This is a genomic window from Arenibacter sp. S6351L (assembly GCF_023016025.1).
Lineage (GTDB): Bacteria > Bacteroidota > Bacteroidia > Flavobacteriales > Flavobacteriaceae > Arenibacter > Arenibacter algicola_B.
On sequence record NZ_JALKBB010000016.1, the window covers coordinates 68927 to 89140 of the forward strand.

16 protein-coding genes are annotated in these 20214 nt (G+C 37.9%); 10 read left to right on the top strand and 6 right to left on the bottom strand.

All coding sequences use genetic code 11. The features are described from left to right. Positions 1–31: 31 nt before the first annotated feature. The 6 genes from MWU82_RS13875 to MWU82_RS13900 form a co-directional block, all read right to left on the bottom strand. On the bottom strand, positions 32–1228 hold the full coding sequence (locus MWU82_RS13875) for a primase-helicase family protein (RefSeq protein WP_117018393.1): 1197 nt from the start codon (positions 1226–1228) through the stop codon (positions 32–34). A 104-nt stretch (positions 1229–1332) separates the two neighbouring features. Beyond that, positions 1333–1572, bottom strand: coding sequence for a helix-turn-helix domain-containing protein (locus MWU82_RS13880; protein WP_117018392.1), 240 nt, complete (start codon positions 1570–1572; stop codon positions 1333–1335). A 543-nt stretch (positions 1573–2115) separates the two neighbouring features. After that, positions 2116–3072, bottom strand: a complete 957-nt coding sequence (locus tag MWU82_RS13885; protein ID WP_281502435.1) for a calcium/sodium antiporter — start codon at positions 3070–3072, stop codon at positions 2116–2118. A gap of 20 nt (positions 3073–3092) precedes the next feature. Continuing rightward, entirely contained in the window at positions 3093–3785 is a 693-nt protein-coding gene (locus MWU82_RS13890) for a DUF2490 domain-containing protein (RefSeq protein ID WP_069858491.1), read from the bottom strand. Continuing rightward, on the bottom strand, positions 3775–4359 hold the full coding sequence (locus tag MWU82_RS13895; RefSeq protein WP_069858489.1) for a hypothetical protein: 585 nt from the start codon (positions 4357–4359) through the stop codon (positions 3775–3777). The genes MWU82_RS13890 and MWU82_RS13895 overlap by 11 nt, the downstream gene beginning before the upstream one ends. After that, complete coding sequence (locus MWU82_RS13900) at positions 4352–4849, bottom strand: mechanosensitive ion channel domain-containing protein (RefSeq protein ID WP_117018391.1); 498 nt, start codon at positions 4847–4849, stop codon at positions 4352–4354. Before MWU82_RS13900 ends, MWU82_RS13895 begins: the two co-directional genes overlap by 8 nt. Before the next feature lie 593 nt (positions 4850–5442). On the opposite strand from MWU82_RS13900, the gene MWU82_RS13905 reads away from it, so the two are divergent. From MWU82_RS13905 to MWU82_RS13950, 10 genes are all read left to right on the top strand, one after another. Next, complete coding sequence (locus MWU82_RS13905) at positions 5443–6126, top strand: TetR/AcrR family transcriptional regulator (RefSeq protein WP_117018390.1); 684 nt, start codon at positions 5443–5445, stop codon at positions 6124–6126. 417 nt (positions 6127–6543) lie between these two features. Further along, positions 6544–7767 carry a site-specific integrase gene (locus tag MWU82_RS13910; RefSeq protein WP_247096818.1) on the top strand — a complete coding sequence of 408 codons (1224 nt, stop codon included), beginning with the start codon at positions 6544–6546 and terminating at the stop codon, positions 7765–7767. 132 nt (positions 7768–7899) lie between these two features. Further along, positions 7900–8901 (top strand): type IV toxin-antitoxin system AbiEi family antitoxin, encoded by a 1002-nt coding sequence (locus MWU82_RS13915; RefSeq protein ID WP_247096819.1) that lies wholly within the window; start codon positions 7900–7902, stop codon positions 8899–8901. Further along, on the top strand, positions 8876–9733 hold the full coding sequence (locus MWU82_RS13920; RefSeq protein ID WP_247096820.1) for a hypothetical protein: 858 nt from the start codon (positions 8876–8878) through the stop codon (positions 9731–9733). The genes MWU82_RS13915 and MWU82_RS13920 overlap by 26 nt, the downstream gene beginning before the upstream one ends. Before the next feature lie 1512 nt (positions 9734–11245). Next, positions 11246–12502, top strand: a complete 1257-nt coding sequence (locus MWU82_RS13925) for a site-specific integrase (RefSeq protein ID WP_247096821.1) — start codon at positions 11246–11248, stop codon at positions 12500–12502. Between the two features lie 280 nt (positions 12503–12782). Then, positions 12783–13709, top strand: a complete 927-nt coding sequence (locus MWU82_RS13930; protein ID WP_247096822.1) for a dihydrodipicolinate synthase family protein — start codon at positions 12783–12785, stop codon at positions 13707–13709. A 55-nt stretch (positions 13710–13764) separates the two neighbouring features. Beyond that, entirely contained in the window at positions 13765–15837 is a 2073-nt protein-coding gene (locus tag MWU82_RS13935) for a sialate O-acetylesterase (RefSeq protein ID WP_247096823.1), read from the top strand. 37 nt (positions 15838–15874) lie between these two features. Beyond that, positions 15875–17926, top strand: a complete 2052-nt coding sequence (locus MWU82_RS13940) for a family 20 glycosylhydrolase (RefSeq protein WP_247096824.1) — start codon at positions 15875–15877, stop codon at positions 17924–17926. A gap of 13 nt (positions 17927–17939) precedes the next feature. Continuing rightward, entirely contained in the window at positions 17940–18584 is a 645-nt protein-coding gene (locus MWU82_RS13945; protein WP_247096825.1) for a GDSL-type esterase/lipase family protein, read from the top strand. A gap of 55 nt (positions 18585–18639) precedes the next feature. Further along, the gene (locus MWU82_RS13950; protein ID WP_247096826.1) at positions 18640–20214 is read left to right on the top strand and encodes a sialidase family protein; all 1575 of its coding nucleotides are present in this window, start codon (positions 18640–18642) and stop codon (positions 20212–20214) included.

The window sequence follows — 20214 nt, forward strand, 5'->3', positions numbered from 1 at the left end:
ATCATCGATTTGTCATCGTTTCATCGTTTTTCTATTCTTCCCCAAACTGCTCCAATAGGAAATCCTTCTTTATGGTATAATATCTTCCCTTGCCATCTATCCATCCCATCACTCCTTCCGGCCAGATCATCAATTTCCGGTAGACCATGGAATTCTTCTGATTAATCAGCTTCCAGTCCTTTTTCAGGATATGCCTCAATTGGGTAAGGTCCGTTTTGATCCGGGTACGGTTCAATAATTGAAGGGCATCCAAGGGGCATAACTCAAGCTCTTCAAGGTCAAAGGTTTCCATCGCACTCAGTATCACACTGGCTAGTTCCTTTTCCACTCGGTTCCTATTGTTCCGCATTAAACTTTCCAGGGCCTTGGTCCTGATCTGGGAAGGGGAGAACCACATCCGGGTCTTATTGGGACTGGTGAGTTTTCTAATTTGTAGATGGCACAGGAAAGCAGGTATCTCCGCTTCCAAAAAATCCAAAAACTGGGTTTCCTCTTTCTTCAGGGAGGGTAACTTCAACACCCAAAAACGGGTCTCATTATCGTCTATTTTGATGAAATTGTCCTCATTGTTGCTGCAAAGGATGAACTTGCCAAAGAACTCGACCTCCCTTTTGTCCTTGCCCTTGGCCTCCAGCTTATTGATATTGGTCGTGCTCAGGTACTTGATGCGCTCGGTCAGCTCTTCCTTATTGAAAAGCACCTCGTCGATGCAGATCAAAAGCTTGTTCGCCCAATCGGCGTTGAATTGGCTGCTGAAACTGTCATTGGTAAGGTAGGTCATGTTGTTGTCGAACACGAGCTTCAGCCATTTAAGAAATGTACTCTTGCCTGTGGACCTTTCCTTGGATACCAAACAGAGGATCGGCAGGATTTGCACAGGTCTTAAATATAATAGTTGCAGATAGTCCATTCCGAGATCCGATTGTTGCCCGAAGATGTGTTCCAAAAGCTGCTGGGTATAGGGAAAGTCTCCCTCTTGGGGTTTATGGGGCAAGGGAGAATAGGTATTGTAAAAACCGTGGCACTCCTGTTCAAAATGGATATGGCAGGGAAGACAGGTGAAACCATCGTATTTTTTTATGCCGCCGATATAATTCCTTCCGTGATCCTGGCGGATGGCCTCTAGGGTCCAAGGTACTATGACCTCCCTCAAATTCCCTGATATGGTAGGGACACTCACTAATTTGTAATAATTGGTGCCCACGCGAATGTAGGGTATGTCGTCCATGTGTATTGTGTTTGGCACCAGAGAGATCCCACTGGTGCAATATTAATTTAAGTGATTACTTGATTGGCCTTTATATTGGCCATGGCCCAGGTTTGGGCTTCGTGTTACTCCGCGGATCTTTGCCCGTTCCGGAGCAGCCATTCAACGATTTTCTTTTTCTCGAAAAAGAGCATTTTACCGTTGGGCTTGGAATATGGGATCTTTCCCACAGAGGTGAGCTTGTACAGATAACTTCTGGATATTCCCGTAAAGTCACAGGTCTCCTCAAAAGTCAACACTTCCTTATTGGCGATCAATAGTTTTTCCAAACGATCCAATCGCTCCAAGATTAAAAAATTGTCCATTTGTTTCTTATTTAAGGTTGTTAAATGAACAAAAGCGCTTTTGTCTTCCTACACCATTGTAGGTAGGATAAATGTATGAAAATAGGCAAAAAAGGAATGTGAAAAATTGCAATATTTATTCACAACTAATTGAAGTACAATAAATTACAGCAAATCATATCAAATAATATTGCACTTAGCTTCCCTTAATTTTATTGGATATCATTTGATATCAAATGGCCACAACATATAACAATGGAAAAATGTCGATTTCTAGGGGATTTTGTAGTTATTAACAATGAATTTAGAAGGGCCAGGTAAATAATGGCTCCTAAAAACACAGATTTCATATAGATTGTCTTTCTAAATTGCAATCCTGACCGCAGCTTGTTGCTAAATAATTTTATCGGAAAAGCATATATAAATTATGTGCTACAAATGATTTTCAGATTCCAAAACTTGATGAAAACTTAACATTCTCAAGAGAAATTTAATTCCATGAAAGGCTTTATTACAAAATTAGATTGCAATTTTTTTTAAAACCAATGTATCTCTGTTTGTTTTTTACAATTCTTTCGATACCAAATAAACCGTGTATAATAAATAAAAACTGATTAATATAAAAGCTTCCCATCGATCCAATATTCTTTTTCGCCCCGTAAGCATTGCGATAATTAAAAAGACAGTGCCTCCCACTATAATTAATATATCTTGATTAAAATTTTTGCTAAACTCGATTGGACCGATAACCGCACTTACGGATAATATAAACAGAATATTGAAAATATTAGAACCTATTACGTTGCCTATAGCTATGTCGCTTTTCTTTTTAATTGCGGCTATTATGGAAGTTACCAACTCTGGCAAGGATGTTCCTGCCGCGATAATGGTCAAACCGATAATCTTTTGGCTTACGCCCAATGTTGTTGCTATGTCCACTGCATTGTCTACCACAAGTTTCCCCCCTACCAAAAGACCTACTAGCCCAAAAATTATCAACCCCCAGATTTTATAATTCGCTTTTTTATGATAATCACTATCCTCATTTTTTTCTAATTTCATTTTCTTGGAAACGTAATAAAGAAAGGAGAGAAAACAAGCAAATAGAATGACACCATCAAGTCTTGAAATTTTTGAAGTTGCAGTAAAAAAGAAATCGTTTGCCAATACAAGAAACAACAGGGTTATTAATAGAGAAATTGGGATTTCTCTCCAAGCTGTTGAGGATTGCACGTTAATGGGGTAGACTAAACCTGCAATTCCCAAAATAATAAATAAGTTAAAATTATTACTTCCTATAACATTCCCTAAAACTATATCAGAATGTCCATTGAACGAGGCCACCGAATTGACTATTAATTCCGGTGCAGATGTTCCGAAAGCAACTATTGTTAAACCTATTGCCAAATCTGAAATTTTGTTTTCTCTCGCTAGAGAGGAGGCCCCGTCGACCAGCCAATTTGCCCCTGCAATTAAGGCTGTAAAACCTACCAAAAGTAAAAGCGAAGAAATTATTATCATAAACTATCTTTATAAGATTTTTACAATTCAATAAACCAATTTAAATTCACCCAAAAACTATGTCTCGTATTGTTGTTTAAAAAAGAGTTTACCCTATAGTCTAATCCCATTTCAATTTTGTTAGTGCTCTTTAAGTTATAACCTAAGAGTGGAACAAGGCGAATTTCAAGGTCATAGCCATAATCCTGCCAACTATTAAGGTATTCGTTATTAAATTTAAAATAGAATTCCCGAGGGTCAACCGATTGTCCATCTAGCGCCACTTCTGAAGCTATGCGATATCTTAATCTGAATTCGGGCTTTTCCATAGGAGAAAATGTTTGATCAGTGGAAAGGCGATGTGCTAACCTCAAATTGGTCAATCTTTGCAGCACAGTGTATTGTTGAATAAATCTGTGAAATAACTTTTCCTCTTCAAACCTAATAAGATAGCCGCTTGCTACCCGTGAATTTAATCCAACTTTTTTGGCGGCAATCATTGAAAGGTCAGTAAGAATATAGTTATACTTCCTTTCTATAATTCCATTGAACTCTCCACTTCGTAAAAGATGTCGTGATTCTAGCTTTGTATTAAGTGACCAATCATTTTCCAATTTGTAATTTACATTTATAGAAGGCAACAATCCAAACAAGTAGGAGCTTTGGGCTGATATGTTGTTAGAAAATTGACTAAAAACAATAAATAATACTAGATGAAATTTATTAATACTCAAGGTGATTACTGGGTTTAAATATTATTGGAGTAGCCATAATTAATTGTCCATTATCGTTAAAGAGGTATTCAAATAGTTGAGTATTCTTATCGCAATGGCACTTTAATATAATTTCATATTTAACGGTCAAATCTTTAACTGATACATCCGACAACAGTTTTAAAAGTAACGCCGTTTGATTTCCTGTGTATTGTATTTGCGTTTTTACAATTTTGTGCTTTATACAGTCTTCCTTTAGTTGTTTGATTATTAAATTCTTAAATGGCATATATAAATCATTCCATTTCATTTCAATTTCAACATCTTGAATAATTCCGTGTATATCAAATTCAATGCTGTGCTTTTCTCCGTTTCTTTTAAATTTGGCTTCAATACTTTTACTTTCAAAGCCTTCCTCCAAATACCATTTAACTTTATTCTTCAAGCTTAAAGAATCGATAAAATTTAACGCATTGGAGGGAACGTATTTTTGTTTTAAACGACTTTCCCTTTCATACTTTTCTTGTGCCAATATATAATTGGAAAAATTTCCAAAAATCAAAAAAAACAAAGTGACAATAACATACTTAACCATTTATTTTCTTTTTTATCATTTTTTGAATAAATACATTACTGGGTATAGTTATTTGTTCCCCTTCATTTGTTTTAAGGATGATGAAAAAAAGACCTATATCACTAACTCTTCCTACAATTTCATAGTCTTTATCCATTATGCTAATCGTATCTTCCAATTTTACAGGGTGGTTAAAGAATATAATAATACCGGAGGTAATATTGGATAGGATTGACCATTGGGCAAACATTGCAATACCCAGAATAGTAACTGTCGACCCCACGAAAACGGCCAATTCTGATTGGTCAACCCCCCAAATTATTAAGATAATTATAATGCAAACCGTGAGGTTAATAATATTAATCGCTTTTTTAATGATTTTGCCCCTTGCCTTTTTCAACAAACTATTGGAAACTGTTTTATCTACTAATTTAGCTGTCATTATAAACAATAAAACGAATCCAATAACTACTGCCGCCGTTTCAATAATTTTTAACTGTGTATTCTCCATTATTTCATATTTATCGCATTAACTTCATTTTTTGTTCGATCCAAGTTCCAACCAAGAAAATAGATGGGTCTCTTTCAAGAACGCATCCATGTCATTGTATTTATTTTTAAAAATTGCAATACCATTAATTTAATATAATAGTTAGGCTTCATGGAAGAAACTATATCTTGGAATATTGTCATTTATATTCCTTCCAAATAGAATCTAATTTCGACGAGGTTTTATTTACAAGCGAGTCCAAATTATTAATTTTTAGATCTTCCAAATTCATTACCGAATCTAAACTTTTAACCCTGTTAATTTCGGTATTAATGACCGAATCTAATTGGTTGGCCTTATTTGAAAGGTTGTTCAATTGATTTTCAAACTTGCTGGTTACGTCTGAGCAGGATGCAAGAATGACAAGGCAAATTGTAGTAACAAAAAGGGATAATGAGGTTTTCATAATTTGGGCCTTAATAATTAGCAGTAGCAAATATATAAATACTTTCCTATATAATAGTAAAACTATTATTAAAAAGAGTATCTGTAATCTTAAATAATGTTTTACTTCAATTTTAAATTGTTTAGCTTTGTTTTTATATCATTCAATTATGTCAGTGGAAATTAAAATTTCTCTAAATGAAAGTATTTATCTAAGAGACCCTCAAGACTCCACATTGGGGCGAAACATTATTAAGCACAGTATTTTGTTAATTGACGAACTGGGCTTTGAAGCTTTTAATTTCAAAAAATTGGCACAGAAAATTGGTTCAACAGAACCTTCTGTTTATCGTTACTTTGAAAACAAGCACGCCCTACTAATTTATTTGGTTTCTTGGTATTGGGAGTGGGTAGCCTATCTTATTAAAATAAACACAATTAATATTAATGACCCGAAAAAGAAATTAGAAATAATCATCAATTCCTTTGTTTTGGCATCAGTGGACAATCCGACTACCGACCATGTTGATGAAAATATACTTCACAGGGTCGTCATTGCCGAAGGAACAAAAGCCTATAGGACAAAAGAAGTGGATGAGGAAAACGGAAAAGGTCTTTTTGAACATTACAAAAAACTTATCACAAAGGTTGCTGTGGTAATTTTAGAAATCAATCCTTCATTTGAGTATCCATACGCCTTGGCCAGTAATTTATGTGAGATGTCCAACAACCAGATCTACTTTGCCAAGCACTTACCTAAGCTCACCGATATAAAAGTAGAAGAAAACAAATACTCTGAAGTACAAAAAATGCTCAATTATTTTGCATCCAAATTGTTAGGTTACGAAATGTAATTGGAGCAAGATTTGGACTTGTTTTTCTTAATAAATACAGTAGTAGGCATGGACCAAGTTAATCCTTTTGGAAATTCTATTTTATAAAATTTAGCAGTCAATTGACCACAAACAACATCAAATTATATGTTAAAATAAAACTTTAACAAATGTTGTACCTATGTTGTACCTGAAATAAAAAAGCCGACTCCTAAAAGTCGGCTTTCCCTTGTTGTACAGGCGGAGAGACTCGAACTCTCACACCTCACGGCACTAGATCCTAAGTTTTTTCTAATTTGTATCTATAAATACTAAAATATCTTATTATCAGTTACTTACAAAATTTCATAACTCAAATAATACCATAAAAAGCCATATAAAACCACCATTTGTTTTAACATTGTTTTACCAATTTTTGTATCTTTATAAAAAGAACAAATGGCGACGATCAAAGCATTACTTTGGAAAAAAGAGAATAAGGCAGGGGAATGCACCATCGCCATTCGCATTACTAAAAATAGGAAATCGACTTATATTCATACAGGTCAGAAAATTAAGCCAAAGTATTGGGATGAAGTAACGAGTAAAGTTAAAAAAAGTCACCCGAACTCGAATCGTTTAAACAATTTTATATCCTCCAAAGTCTTAGAAATAAATAAAACACTTTTAGACGTAGAGACCGAAGTCAATTCCAAAAGACAAATTGCAGAAATAAAAAAAACAATTTCAGGTAAATATAAAAGCTCTTCGTTTTACACATTTGCCGAAGCTTATTTTGAGGAACTTGAAAAAAACAAAAAGTATTCTCGAATCGATTGTGAACGACCCCTATTGAATAGGATTAAAAGGTATCCAAGGGCAAAGACATTGACCTTCGAGGCCATTACCCCTCTTTTTCTACGAGGCTTCATCTCCTATTTAAGAAGCACTAAAGATTCCGTTGGGGAAAGAAGTATTGTAAACACGCTGATTTTCATACGCACCTTGCATAACAGGGCTTCCCAACAAGGCATTATCTCTAGGGATAATTATCCTTTTGGGAATACCGATGGAAAGATTAAAATAAGAATTCCAAAATCTATCAAAATCGGTCTTACTTCAGAGGAAATCAGAATTATCGAAGAAATAGATCTTTCTGACAATCCAAAGCAGCACCACACTCGCAATGTATTTCTTTTTAGTTTCTATCTCGCCGGAATGAGGGTTTCCGATGTAGTTCAAATGACTTGGGCGAACGTGCAAGGAGAAAGAATATATTATACCATGAACAAGAATCAAAAAAACCTTTCGCTCAAAATACATGGTAAACTTCAGAAAATTTTGGATAAATACCTCCCGACGAAAACCTCAAACACCGATTATATCTTCCCTGAATTAAAAGAAGCCGCCAATAATCCGAAAGATATTCTAAGGGTTAGCAAAACGGCCAACAAAAGACTTAATAGATATTTGGCGCAAATTGGCGAGCGAGCGGAAATAACAAAGAAAATCACGATGCACGTATCTCGTCATTCCTTTGGGAATATATCTGGAGATCGCATTCCGTTACAAGTATTGCAAAAGCTTTATAATCATTCCGACATTAAAACAACCATTGACTACCAGCAAAACTTTGTAAATAAAGATTTGGACGATGCGCTTGATAGTGTCATTGGTGTTTGATCTATTCACGCATGGCGCTTTCCCTAAATACGTTATCGGCCTTATAAATAGTTCCATTTGAAAATAATTATGTATTTTTGTTCATAATATTTATCTGTTCACGTTTTCGTGAACTATAATAAAAAGTGAACAATGAACGATCAAGCAATTGTGCAATATGCATTGGCCAACCTTCAGAAAACAGGTAAAATCAAAGCCAAATGGTTTGATAACGCCCCAAATGAAGTCTTAGATGGCACGATAGCCCTTACCCTGAACGACCGGACTATCAAGCTTGGCATAGAAATTAAAAAAGAGCTAAGAAATATCCATCTTCCAAAATTAGAGGCATTCGCCAAGGAGTATGAGCCATTTATGATCGTTGCACAAACCATATTTCCCAAAATAAAACAAGAGCTTCGTAACAGGAACATCGCCTATCTTGAGGCCAACGGTAATATTTACCTCAACAAAAAAGAAACCTTCCTTTGGCTAGATGCCAATGAACCCATCGCCATAAAGCAAAAGACCACAAATAGGGCATTTACCAAAACCGGCCTAAAGGTTGTTTACCAATTCCTATTGGACGATACATGGGTTAACAAAACCTATCGTGAGATAGCCGATAAAACAGATACAGGTATCGGCAATATCACGAACATCTTCAATGGTCTAAAGGATGATGGTTTCCTCATTCCACTTACCAAGGACACTTATATCTTAGAGGACAATAAAAAGTTACTCGAAAAATGGATTATGGCCTATGAAAAAAAGTTGAAACCAAATCTGGTCATTGGAACATATCGATTTGTTGATAACGATGCTTTTTTTAATTGGAAGGACATTAAATTAAAACAGGGGCAAACGTTCTGGGGAGGAGAACCCGCCGGAGACATATATACCGATAACCTTCGACCGGAGGAGTTAACGCTGTACACCACCGAACCAAGAAACGAACTGATGAAGAACTATAGGCTTGCTCCCGATGAGGGCGGCAATGTCAAGATCTACGAAAAATTCTGGAAGGACAATACAGAGGAAAAAGAAGCGGTTCATCCTTTGCTCGCTTACGCCGACCTGATAATGAAAGGGGATAGACGATGTACCGAAACTGCAGAAAAAATATATAATGAGTACTTACAGGATAAATTTTAAACAACTCCGACAAAGACCCGACCTTTTAGAAATGTTGGCAGCTTTGGAACGAGGTTTTGCAGCATTCCATGTTGACTTTTATTTGGTCGGTGCCGTCGCCCGTGATATATGGATGACGGCAATTAATGAAATCCCGCCAAGCAGAATTACAAGAGACATTGATTTTGCCGTTTTTATCGAAGACAAGGGAATCTATGAAAAACTAAAACGGCACCTTATTGAAATAGGACACTTTCAACCTTCCATAGAGAATAACTTCGTGTTATTTTGGCAGGGCAGAATGCAGGTTGACCTCCTTCCTTTCGGAAACATTGAAGATGAACATGCCAAGCTAAGTTTGGAAGGTACTGGCCTTACCAGTTTGAACATGCCTGGCTTCAAAGAAATCTATGAGAGCGGATTGCCCGAAGTAGAATTAGAAGGGGAACATCGATTCAAGTTCTGCACCTTGCCCGGAATCGTTATTCTAAAGCTCATCGCTTGGGAAGACCGTCCTGAAATCCGAAGGGACGACCTAAAAGACATTCTGACAATACTGACTCATTTTTTTGAAATGTACACCGACCAAATTTACGAGCATCATTCAGATCTATTTGGCGACGATGATTTTGGGCTTCATCTCATTGCAGCACGAGTGATGGGTCGAGAGATGAAAAAAATAGCGATGAGGAATGAAAAACTCTATGAAAGGCTGACCAATCTTCTAGAAAAAAATACGATGGATGTCAATACAAGCGAAATTGGGAAGATTCTGGCAAATATGGCAAACACTACTGTTGCCGAAAGTCTAAAACCATTAGTTGAAATTCAGCTCGGATTTCAAGGCGATTAAAAATTAGTTTTCCGTCCTCCCCCAAACTTACCATAACTTAACTGCACGTGGATCCTGCGGAGTTTCTTTAGCGTTCCGATAGATAAGCGTTAAGACGAAACTTCGTAGATCGTAATCAAGTCTTGACTGGGCATGCAATGCCTTTTCGATCCACATCAGCAACAGATTCGATTTGGAATGTGTATCGAATACTTTGTGCAGATTCGAGCCGCCCAGTCTTCTATGTACTGTAAAACCTTTGATGAACCGTGCCCGACAATCCATTTGGCTGACCAGTCCATACTTTACCCCTAACCTCCCCGTTTCATTTTACGCTTTCTTGACTTGAATATGAAACGGGGAGCATATCCTTTTCTTCAGCCTCTTGTTGTAAGGCCAATCTTCTTAGGAGAGGACTTATCACGCCCCTTTCCAAAATATTCAAGTTATAGGCTTCGCATATTTTTCTCAAATTATCGTATTCCGTGATATTAAAACGAAACGCTATAGTAGACTCCCATTTCCTTTCCCTAAAACGTTTTACCTCCCCTTTTGTTGATTACCGTTTTATTATACGATATTCTTATCGGTTTTCACTTCGTCAGAAGTAGGGTTTTAAGATGCTTAAAACATAACTTGCTATCTTCTCCGAAGATTAATATTTCCAATTCTTTTTTTAATGATATATTACTCAAAACAGATGGGTCTGTTTTATTCCAACTCCAAAACAAAAATACCTTCCGAATGCGTAAATCCTATGTGCATATACACATATACCCATATATTTATATTTACATATTTCAATATATCCCGAAAGCAGCATTCCCTTTATTATTTATTCTTTGGAGGGTTTAATTGTACAAGTGCAACCTGGAGGCTATGGAACATTTCAACGGCTAAAAATAAATGTGGTTAGGGAGAAAAAAGGCAAGCGGTTTTTCACCGCTTGTGCTTTTCAGCGGCCGAGGAGGTCGGGCAAAACTGGAACGGAAAGACTTCCCAAGCGGACCAGCTTAGCGTCTCCGCTTGGGGAGGATTGGAGCGGAAGGGTTGCCCGACTTCCGCAGGGATTGGAAATCTGAGTAGACGATAAAGTGGTTCTAATTTTGAAATATGTCTGTTGCATTTAAGTGTGGAGGATATTGGCTTCATAACATTTGAAACTTGTCGATGCCGAGTCCAAATCTCTCATCAATAAGTCTGTCCTTACCTGATTTAACAAATCAGCCAAAAAATGAACGATAAGGTCGTAATTAGAATTTGCAAAGGCAAAAAAAAGGCCTCCAATTTCTTGGAAGCCCTGTCTTTGTTACTGTGGGCCCTACTGGGTTCGAACCAGTGACCCCCTGCTTGTAAGTCTATTAGATCGGACATCAAAACACGTTAAATGCCTATCATATACACTTGAATATCAACAATTTAAATCAATTTGACCTGATTTGTAGTCATTTGCAGCCATTTGATATCAAGGAAAAGTGCGCGTAAAGTGAGCGTTTTTATTTCTTACCTTTTACTTATAATATCCAAAAATCAATGGCCAAGGTAAGTCTGATACTCGACACAAGGAAGAAATCCAAAAGCAGGATTACCGGGCTATATCCCATAGTCCTCAAGGTCTTCCACAAAAAGAACAGACTGCTCCGTATTGGCCACTGCACCTCCCTTGCCGGATGGGATTCAAAAAACCATCTACTTCGCAAATCTTCAGTAGCAAACAATGGTCTGGATCATCAAAAGATAAACGCCGAACTTGGCGATAAGTTACATTGGGCCAAACAAGTGGTATACGAGCTCGGCGATAGTATCGACCAGTTGGATGTCGACCTCCTTTTGGACCATATCAAGGTCAGATGGGATAGCGAACTGGATTTTGAGATCAAAAAAAAGGTCGAAAATAATATCACCCTATCCCAATGGGGAAGTGTACTGATAAAAAGAAAACGTGCAGCGAACGTTCCGGGAACGGCACAGTGGTACCAAAGTGGCGTGGATGCCATGACCAAATTCAACAATGGAAAGGATATATTTCTCTACGATATTACGGTAACAATTCTCAATGACTTCGAGGCCCAACAGCTGAGCAAGGGAAATTCGAAGAACACAATAGGAATGTACATCAGGGCGATCCGGTCCATATACAATAGTGCCATCAAAGAGGACCAATTTGTTCCGATCAAAAATCCGTTCGATCATTTTAGGACGCCATTTAAGGCAAGGACCAAAAAGAAGGCCGTGGCAAAGGTCAAGATCATAGATATAAGGAAATTGGAATACGAGCAGGAAGGCCCGCTCTGGCATGCCAAAAACTATGCCCTGATCATGTTCTACTGCAGGGGAATGAACTTTATTGATCTTGTAAAGCTTAAAGTGAAGAATATCGAGGACGACCGGCTTCTATATGGCCGAAGCAAAACCGGTGACCCCTTCTCGGTCAGGATTACAGAAAGTCTGCGCACCATTCTGGAGTTCTACCTTAAGGGGAAACAAACAGAAGACTATCTGCTTCCTACTAACTACGACGGCAGTACCAAACATTTTCAAAAGTACAAATCGCAAAGGAGGAGAATGAACGAACGTCTTAAGGTCATTGCAAAGGATGCAGGGATAGAAGGGGCATTTACCACCTACTACATCCGTCATTCCTGGGCAACGATCGCCAAGTTTATGGGAATATCAACAGAGATAATTAGCGAAGGATTGGGACATAATTCCTTAAGGACAACGGAAATCTATTTGAAAAGCTTTACCAACTCAGTTTTGGACGAGGCCAATGAGCTTGTTGTTTCTTAGAAGACTACAAATTGAAAAATTAGATTCTAATTATTCAGATGATATTAACTCCATTACCAATGACCGTGAATTTCATTCTTCATGCGAATATTCCTTTTTATGCAAAATTTCCAGTACACATCAGTAATGGTATATAAATTCATATTACTAGTAGTAAAATCTTACTGTTACATTAATTGTTAATATCATGATATATCTAGGGATTATAAAAATAAAATTGTTCGGTTATATATTTTTACATATATTCGCTTTATGTAATACATAATACTAAAGAAACAAAATGAAAGGACTTATAGCAGCAACCTATGCACCTATGCACAAGGATACTTCGATTAATTTAGAAGTAATTCCACAATACGCTGAATTCTTAAAGGGAAATGGAGTTAAAGGAGTGTTTATCAACGGTTCTACAGGAGACTTTGCCTCCTTGTCCGTAGCAGAAAGAAAACAGATTACAAGTGCTTGGGGAGAAAATAAATCCTCCGATCTTTTTGTCGTCGATCATGTAGGACATACCAGTCTAAGTGAGGCCAAGGAATTGGCCAGATATGCTGCCGATAAGGTAGATGGTATTGCTGCCTTGGCCCCCTATTACTTCAGACTATCCAATATTTGTAAATTGGTGGAATATTGTAAGGAAGTTGCCGCATGTGCCCCTAATATTCCATTCTATTATTACCACATACCCGTTTTGACAGGGGCAAATTTTAATATGGTGGAATTTCTGGAACTGGCGACCCCACAGATTCCAAATCTTGCAGGCATAAAATTCACCAACAATAATCTTGTAGACTATAAGTACTCCAAGGAATTTAACAATGGCTCGGCCAATATTTTATTTGGATTCGATGAAATTTTTCTTGCCAGCCTTCCCTTCGGCGCCGATGGCTGGGTGGGGAGCACCTATAACCATTTAGCCCCTTTATATTTGGCTATTGTAGAGGCCTTCAATAAAAATGATAATAAGTTGGCTGCGGACCTTCAGCAGAAATCAATGAAATTTGTGGATGTGTTAAATGCCAAAGGTGGGTTTAACGGTGCGGCGAAATCATTTATGAAGGCGTTGGGCGTAGATCTTGGTCCTAGTAGGTTTCCACATGCCACACTTACCAATGCGCAAATAGAGGAGGCCAAAACGGAATTGGATACATTGGGCATTACCCCATATTTAAGTCAATTAAAATCAATCAAAACAGACTTAATGTAATACCAAGTATAGTTGTGATTTAGCGAAAAATATAATTATTGTTAAGCCGTTCCAAATGATTAAGAAAATTTTAATTCTGGCACTTGTATTCACTTTTTCCACACAAGCACAAAAAATAAAAGTAGCTTGTGTCGGCAATAGCGTTACCTATGGGACTGCAATAGAGAAAAGAGAGGTTAATTCTTATCCTTCACAATTGCAAGAGCTTTTAGGAAACCGATATGAAGTAACCAATTTTGGACACCCTGGCGCCACAGTGTTGAAAAATGGCCACAAACCTTATTGGAATACGCTTCTTTTTGAGGAATCCAAATCCTTCTTACCCGACCTGGTAATAATACATTTGGGGCTTAATGACCAAGGCAACAATAATTGGCCCGAGCATAAAGGGGAATTTGTTTCCGATTATTTGGACCTGATCCAAGGGTATAGAAACCTACCTTCTTCACCTAAAATCATTATCTGCAAAATGTCTCCTTCTTTTTCAGGCCATCATTGGTTTGAAGAGGGCATGCGGGAAAATTATCAGGAAATTCAGGCAAAAATAGACTCTATAGGGAAAAAGGCCGGAGTAGCCATCATCGACCTACAGGATCCCTTGTACCGCTTCCCCGAATACTATGCCGATGACCTTCATCCTGCCAAGGAAGGCGCCACCATCATTGCCGATAAGATTTATAGTTTTGTCAGTGGGAATTACGGAGGGTTAAAACTTCCCACGCTGTATGGCGAGAACATGGTATTTCAAAGAAATGTTCCCTTGGTCATTAAGGGCTCGGCAAACGCCTTGGATGAAATAGCGGTCCACTTAAATGGAGAAACAAAGCGTACAAAAGTATCCCAACATGGGCAATGGCAGGTCCAATATCCTCCGCAAAAAGCCGGTGGACCTTATTCCTTGGAAATAGCATCAGGCAAGTCTGGAAAAATTTCTATAAAAAAAGTTTATATTGGAGAAGTATGGCTAGCTTCAGGTCAGTCGAATATGGATTTCACACTTAATCAAGCTTTACATGGATCAACAATTCTAAAGGATTCTACGAATTCCAATATATTTTTATTTTCAATGGATGGAAAAGCCCATCCTTCAAATCATTCTTTTTCCAAGGAAGAGCTTTTAAGTTGTAATTCCACGGATTATTTTAGGTCATCAGGTTGGAGTAATAGCCGCGATGCAATAATGGAAAAGTTTTCCGCTATTGCATATTCCTTTGCGTATAACCTTCAAAGAGAATTAAAAGTGCCCGTAGGAATTGTTTGCAATGCTGTAGGGGGCTCTACCACTCAAAGCTGGATCAGTAGGGAAGCACTTGAAACGACACACGAAACTATAAGTTTATTAAATGACACGCATCTAAATCCCTTGGTACAGCCATGGGTATCCGAGCGAAAAGCAAAAAACTTACAAAGCACGAAGGACTTTGGAATTAAGGCCAGACATCCCTTTGACCCCACAATGTTGTTTGACGCTGGTATTTATCCTATAAAAGATTTTCCTATCAAAGGTGTGATTTGGTATCAAGGAGAATCAAACGCCGAGCGGGAGGAATTACATTCCAAATTATTCAGAATGTTGGTAACCGATTGGCGCAATCATTGGAAAAATCCTGATCTGCCCTTTAATTTTGTCCAATTGAGTAGTATGGACAGACCAAATTGGGGAGCATTTAGGGATTCTCAACGAAGATTATTATCCATTCCCAATACAGGTATGGTCGTATCTTCCGATTTAGGGCATCCTACCGATGTACACCCTAAAGAAAAATGGGAATTAGGCAAGCGTTTGTCCAACACCGCCTTGGCAAAAAATTATGGAGTAGACATTCCGTATTCAGGACCTTTGCTAGATTTTGTCAATGTAAGGAACAAGGTTCTGGAAATACACTTTTTACATGCGGAGGGTTTACGAACTAAAGATGGGAAAATTGTTCTGGACATTGAAATTGCTGGAGCTGACAAAATATTTTTAAAGGCAGAGTCCCAAATTGATAACGAAGTCTTAAAGATTTGGAACGAACAGATTAAAAACCCTAGATACGTTAGATATGGGTATAACTCCTATACAAATGGGAATTTGACCAATATGCATATGATGCCAGCATCTACCTTTTCCAATTTGGAGGATTAGTATTAGCAAATTGTAATACTCAACTTAATAGTAAAACATGTTAATTTTAAACAAAAAAAAATACTTTCAAAGTTTAAAAAAAGTGGCAACCCTCTTATTGCTTACTTTGTTTGTATTAAACGCCAACTCTCAGGAAAAATCAAAGGAGTTATCTAAAAAGTATCCCATAATACCGACCCCACAGGAATTAAAATTCGGGAAGAAAGAGGTGTCGTTTACCTCTTTCAATATAATCAACAATGAGTTTAAAATAGCAGGCCTACACCCTCATAAAGTTGTAAATAAGGGTATTGTATGGACCGATGCCAAAGGCATAAATATTGAAATTAATCAGGATAAAAAACTCAAAAATCAAGAAGGGTATACCCTGAAAATTGATAAAAAGATAACCATTGCTGCCCCCACTTTAAAGGGTGCTTATTACGGGTTACATACCTTGGGCCAATTAATAAGGGAAAATGGCAGTCAGTGGACCCTGCCACAATTGGATATTAACGATTGGCCGGCTTTTAAAATACGTGGTTTTATGCACGATACGGGACGTAATTTCCAAAGTTTAGATCAGCTTAAGGAGCAATTGGATATTCTGGCCCAGTATAAATTGAATATCTTTCATTGGCACTTGACCGATAACCCCGGATGGCGGTTGGAGAGTAAATTGTACCCGGAAATACAGTCAGATAAGACCTTTAGTAGGGATGCGGGCCTATATTACACCCAAGAGGACTTTAAGGAAATATTGGCCTACTGTAAGGAGCGTCAAATAACGGTAATCCCCGAATTTGATATTCCAGGGCATACCGACGCTTTTAGAAAAGCTTTTGGCATTAAATCCATGATGGACCAAAGGGTGCTGCCCATCCTTTTGGATCTTTTTGATGAGCTGACCGGTCTAGCCGATGCCGACGAAATGCCATATATCCATATTGGAACCGATGAAGTAAGAAATGAAGCGGAATATGTAGAGGATGAGTTAATTCTTGCAATAATGGATTACCTTAAAAATAAAGATCGGGAAATAATAGTTTGGAAAGAGGGTATCGTTATTCCAGAAGATTCCACCTCCATAAATCAACTTTGGGCTCAATTTGAAGGTCGAGAGGGACATCGATTTATAGATTCCAGAAGTAATTATATCAATCATTTGGACCCCTTAGCCGGGATGGCTCGTTTGTACTTTCAACAACCATGTAGACAGCCATCTGGAGATTCCTTGGCATTGGGGGGCATACTTTGTGTATGGCCAGACAACAATGTGGCAGAGGAACGTGATATATTAAAGCAGAACCCTATTTATCCATCTATCGTCTTTTATTCCGATGCCATTTGGAAGGGAAGGGAGAAAAATTATCCGGAGTTCTGGGCCAAAATCCCTAAGAAAGACACCAAGGAGTTCAAAATGTTTAAAAATTTTGAACAAAAGGTTCTGACCCATAGGGACTTGTTTTTTAAAGACAAAGAATTTCCCTATGTTGAACAAACAGTAGCTTTTTGGAAAGTTATTGGGCCCTTTGATCATAAGGGAAATTTTTCGGCCTCTTTTCCGGTTGAAGAAGAACTAGCCCCTTCCTATTCCGTAGACAGTAAAGTGTACACTTGGGACGATAGCCCAGTTGGGGCAACCGTACATCTGAAACATTTCTTTGGTTTTCCCGCAATTACCGATACAAAATCTGGTACCTATTACGCCTATACCAAGATTTATTCCCCGAATACTAGGGAGCAGGCATTCTGGATAGGCTTCCACGGCTGGTCCAGAGCAGGAGGCAGAAGAGGGGGGCCTGTTCCCAACCTAGGGCAGTGGCATACTACCCAGCCAAAAATTTGGGTGAACGATCAAGAAATCTTGCCCCCAATATGGCAACAACCCGGTTTAGGTGTAAACACGGATGAAATTCCTTTTTTGGATGAGGATTATTTTTATAGGAAACCGACCATAATAAAGTTGAATAAGGGCTGGAATACGGTGTTACTTAAGGTTCCCCATGGGGGGAATTCCTGGAAATGGATGTATACCTGTATTCCTGTAACCATTGTTGGTAACAATGTTGGAGAGGCAAAAGACTTGATATTTGACCCATCTTTTTAAATGATGTTATGAAATGAAAAAAGTATTCTTTTTCTTTTTGGTGGTTTTGAGTGCAAATGCTCAAACTTTTTCCGATCACTATTACCAGCGAAAAACACTATTTGAGTCCACTCCAGACACTAAGGATGAAATAATATTTTTGGGGAATAGTATAACCGAAGGTGGTGATTGGAAAGCTTTATTTCCAAATAATAACGTTATAAACAGGGGGATAAGCGGCGATGTAACTGAGGGGATTCTCAATAGGCTTTCCGAAGTAACTTCATCCCGACCAAAAAAAATATTCCTTTTAATCGGGACCAATGATTTAGCTAGGGGAAAAAACGAATCCTATGTGGTGGATCATGTGGCATCCATTTTAAATGAGATAAAAAAAGAATCGGAATATACCGAGATATATTTGCAAAGCATCCTTCCAGTAAATCCGGGTATAGGCGATAAATTTTCTGGACATAAAAAGAACCAGCAGTTAATTGTATCCGTGAACAAAATGTTAATGGAGCTTTCCAAAAGGCTGAATGTAGTTTTTGTAGATCTCCATAAAAAATTTAGGAATTCCAAAGGAGTGTTAAAGCCAAAATATACAGATGACGGATTGCATTTGAATAAGAAAGGATATCAGAAATGGAAAAAAATATTAACCCCTTACGTCAAGTAGGAATAAAATAGTACAGTTTATTATCAAATCATTGAACAGTAGTAAATTTATAAACATGAAAAAAAAAGTTAGTTTATTTGCGGTCTATTCCTTTATGGCAATAGTTCTATTGGCTTGTGGAGAAAAAAAGAATTTGGAGGTTTCGGATTTTTCCTATGAAGCTAGTCAACCGGTGCTTCCTGTACTTACCTTAAAAGATAAGAACAAGGTTGTCCAAATGAAATTGACCATCCCAAAAGATGCGTCCGACATTGTTGTTACTTCTATGGATTTTAATTTGGAAGGAACAACTGATCTGAAAGACATCACCAATTTAGACATATATTCTTCATTTAAAGAACCTCGATTTGAAACGGGAACCAAGTTTGGAAGTAGCAACGAAATCAATTTCAAAGTTCAAATTGATGGCCATCAACCTTTACAAGCAGGGGACAATTATTTTTGGTTATCAATGTCATTAAAGGATAGCGTTAATTTAACCAATAAAATTAGCGCAAACAGTGTTTCTATCACCTTGTCCAATGGACAAGTCCTTAAACCAACTGTAACAGGCATCCAAACCGCACAAAGAATAGGTGTTGCATTAAGACAGCACAATCAGGACAATGTTGATACGTATCGAATTCCGGGCATGGCAACTACCAATAACGGAACTTTAATTGCAGTTTACGATAATCGTTACGAAGGCAGTGTCGATCTTCAGGCGGACGCAGATGTTGGTATGAGCCGCAGTACCGACGGCGGGACTACTTGGGAGCCAATGAAAATAATAATGGATATGGGTGAATATGGAGGTAAACCACAAAACGAAAATGGTATTGGCGACCCTTCAATTCTTGTAGATCGAAATACCGGAACAATATGGGTTGCAGCCGTATGGGCTCACGGACATCCAGGAGAGCGTAATTGGCACGCCTCCAAACCAGGGATTTCCCCTGAAGAAACAAGTCAGTTCGTTTTAGTAAAAAGCGAAGACGACGGGCTAACATGGTCCGACCCTATAAATATCACCTCACAAATAAAAAAGCCAGAATGGCAATTATTATTGCAGGGACCTGGAAAAGGAATTACCCTTAAGGACGGAACATTAGTATTTCCTGCCCAATTTAAAGATAAGGATAGAATGCCACACTCTACCATTATCTATAGTAAAGACACAGGACTTACGTGGAAAATTGGTACAGGCGCGAGATCAAATACTACGGAAGCGCAGGTGGTGCAATTGGATGATGAAAGCTTAATGCTAAATATGCGTGATAATCGTGGAGGTTCCAGGGCAGTTGCCATTACAAAGGATTTAGGACAAACTTGGGAGAATCATGTTTCTTCACGAAAGGCCCTTATAGAACCAGTGTGTATGGCCAGTTTGATCAGTTTTGATCATTCAAAAAAGGGGAAGCTACTTTTCTTTTTCAACCCTAATAATGAAAAGCGTAGGGCTAACATGACCATAAAAACAAGTTTTGATCAAGGACTCACGTGGCCAACAGAAAATCAATTGGAACTTTACGAGGATTCCTGCTACGGCTATTCCTGTATGACCGTAATAGATGAAAATCATATCGGAATTCTGTACGAAGGAAATAAAGAACTGTACTTTGAAAAGGTAAACATAAACGAGTTATTTTAA

Coding starts and splice junctions, on each gene's coding strand:
- MWU82_RS13915 (WP_247096819.1), top strand. CDS start 7,900: ATGAACGATCAAGCAATTGTGCAATATGCATTGGCCAACCTTCAGAAA.
- MWU82_RS13875 (WP_117018393.1), bottom strand. CDS start 1,228: ATGGACGACATACCCTACATTCGCGTGGGCACCAATTATTACAAATTA.
- MWU82_RS13925 (WP_247096821.1), top strand. CDS start 11,246: ATGGCCAAGGTAAGTCTGATACTCGACACAAGGAAGAAATCCAAAAGC.
- MWU82_RS13905 (WP_117018390.1), top strand. CDS start 5,443: ATGTCAGTGGAAATTAAAATTTCTCTAAATGAAAGTATTTATCTAAGA.
- MWU82_RS13880 (WP_117018392.1), bottom strand. CDS start 1,572: ATGGACAATTTTTTAATCTTGGAGCGATTGGATCGTTTGGAAAAACTA.
- MWU82_RS13940 (WP_247096824.1), top strand. CDS start 15,875: ATGTTAATTTTAAACAAAAAAAAATACTTTCAAAGTTTAAAAAAAGTG.
- MWU82_RS13920 (WP_247096820.1), top strand. CDS start 8,876: ATGAGTACTTACAGGATAAATTTTAAACAACTCCGACAAAGACCCGAC.
- MWU82_RS13945 (WP_247096825.1), top strand. CDS start 17,940: ATGAAAAAAGTATTCTTTTTCTTTTTGGTGGTTTTGAGTGCAAATGCT.
- MWU82_RS13885 (WP_281502435.1), bottom strand. CDS start 3,072: ATGATAATAATTTCTTCGCTTTTACTTTTGGTAGGTTTTACAGCCTTA.
- MWU82_RS13950 (WP_247096826.1), top strand. CDS start 18,640: ATGAAAAAAAAAGTTAGTTTATTTGCGGTCTATTCCTTTATGGCAATA.
- MWU82_RS13935 (WP_247096823.1), top strand. CDS start 13,765: ATGATTAAGAAAATTTTAATTCTGGCACTTGTATTCACTTTTTCCACA.
- MWU82_RS13900 (WP_117018391.1), bottom strand. CDS start 4,849: ATGGAGAATACACAGTTAAAAATTATTGAAACGGCGGCAGTAGTTATT.
- MWU82_RS13930 (WP_247096822.1), top strand. CDS start 12,783: ATGAAAGGACTTATAGCAGCAACCTATGCACCTATGCACAAGGATACT.
- MWU82_RS13910 (WP_247096818.1), top strand. CDS start 6,544: ATGGCGACGATCAAAGCATTACTTTGGAAAAAAGAGAATAAGGCAGGG.
- MWU82_RS13895 (WP_069858489.1), bottom strand. CDS start 4,359: ATGGTTAAGTATGTTATTGTCACTTTGTTTTTTTTGATTTTTGGAAAT.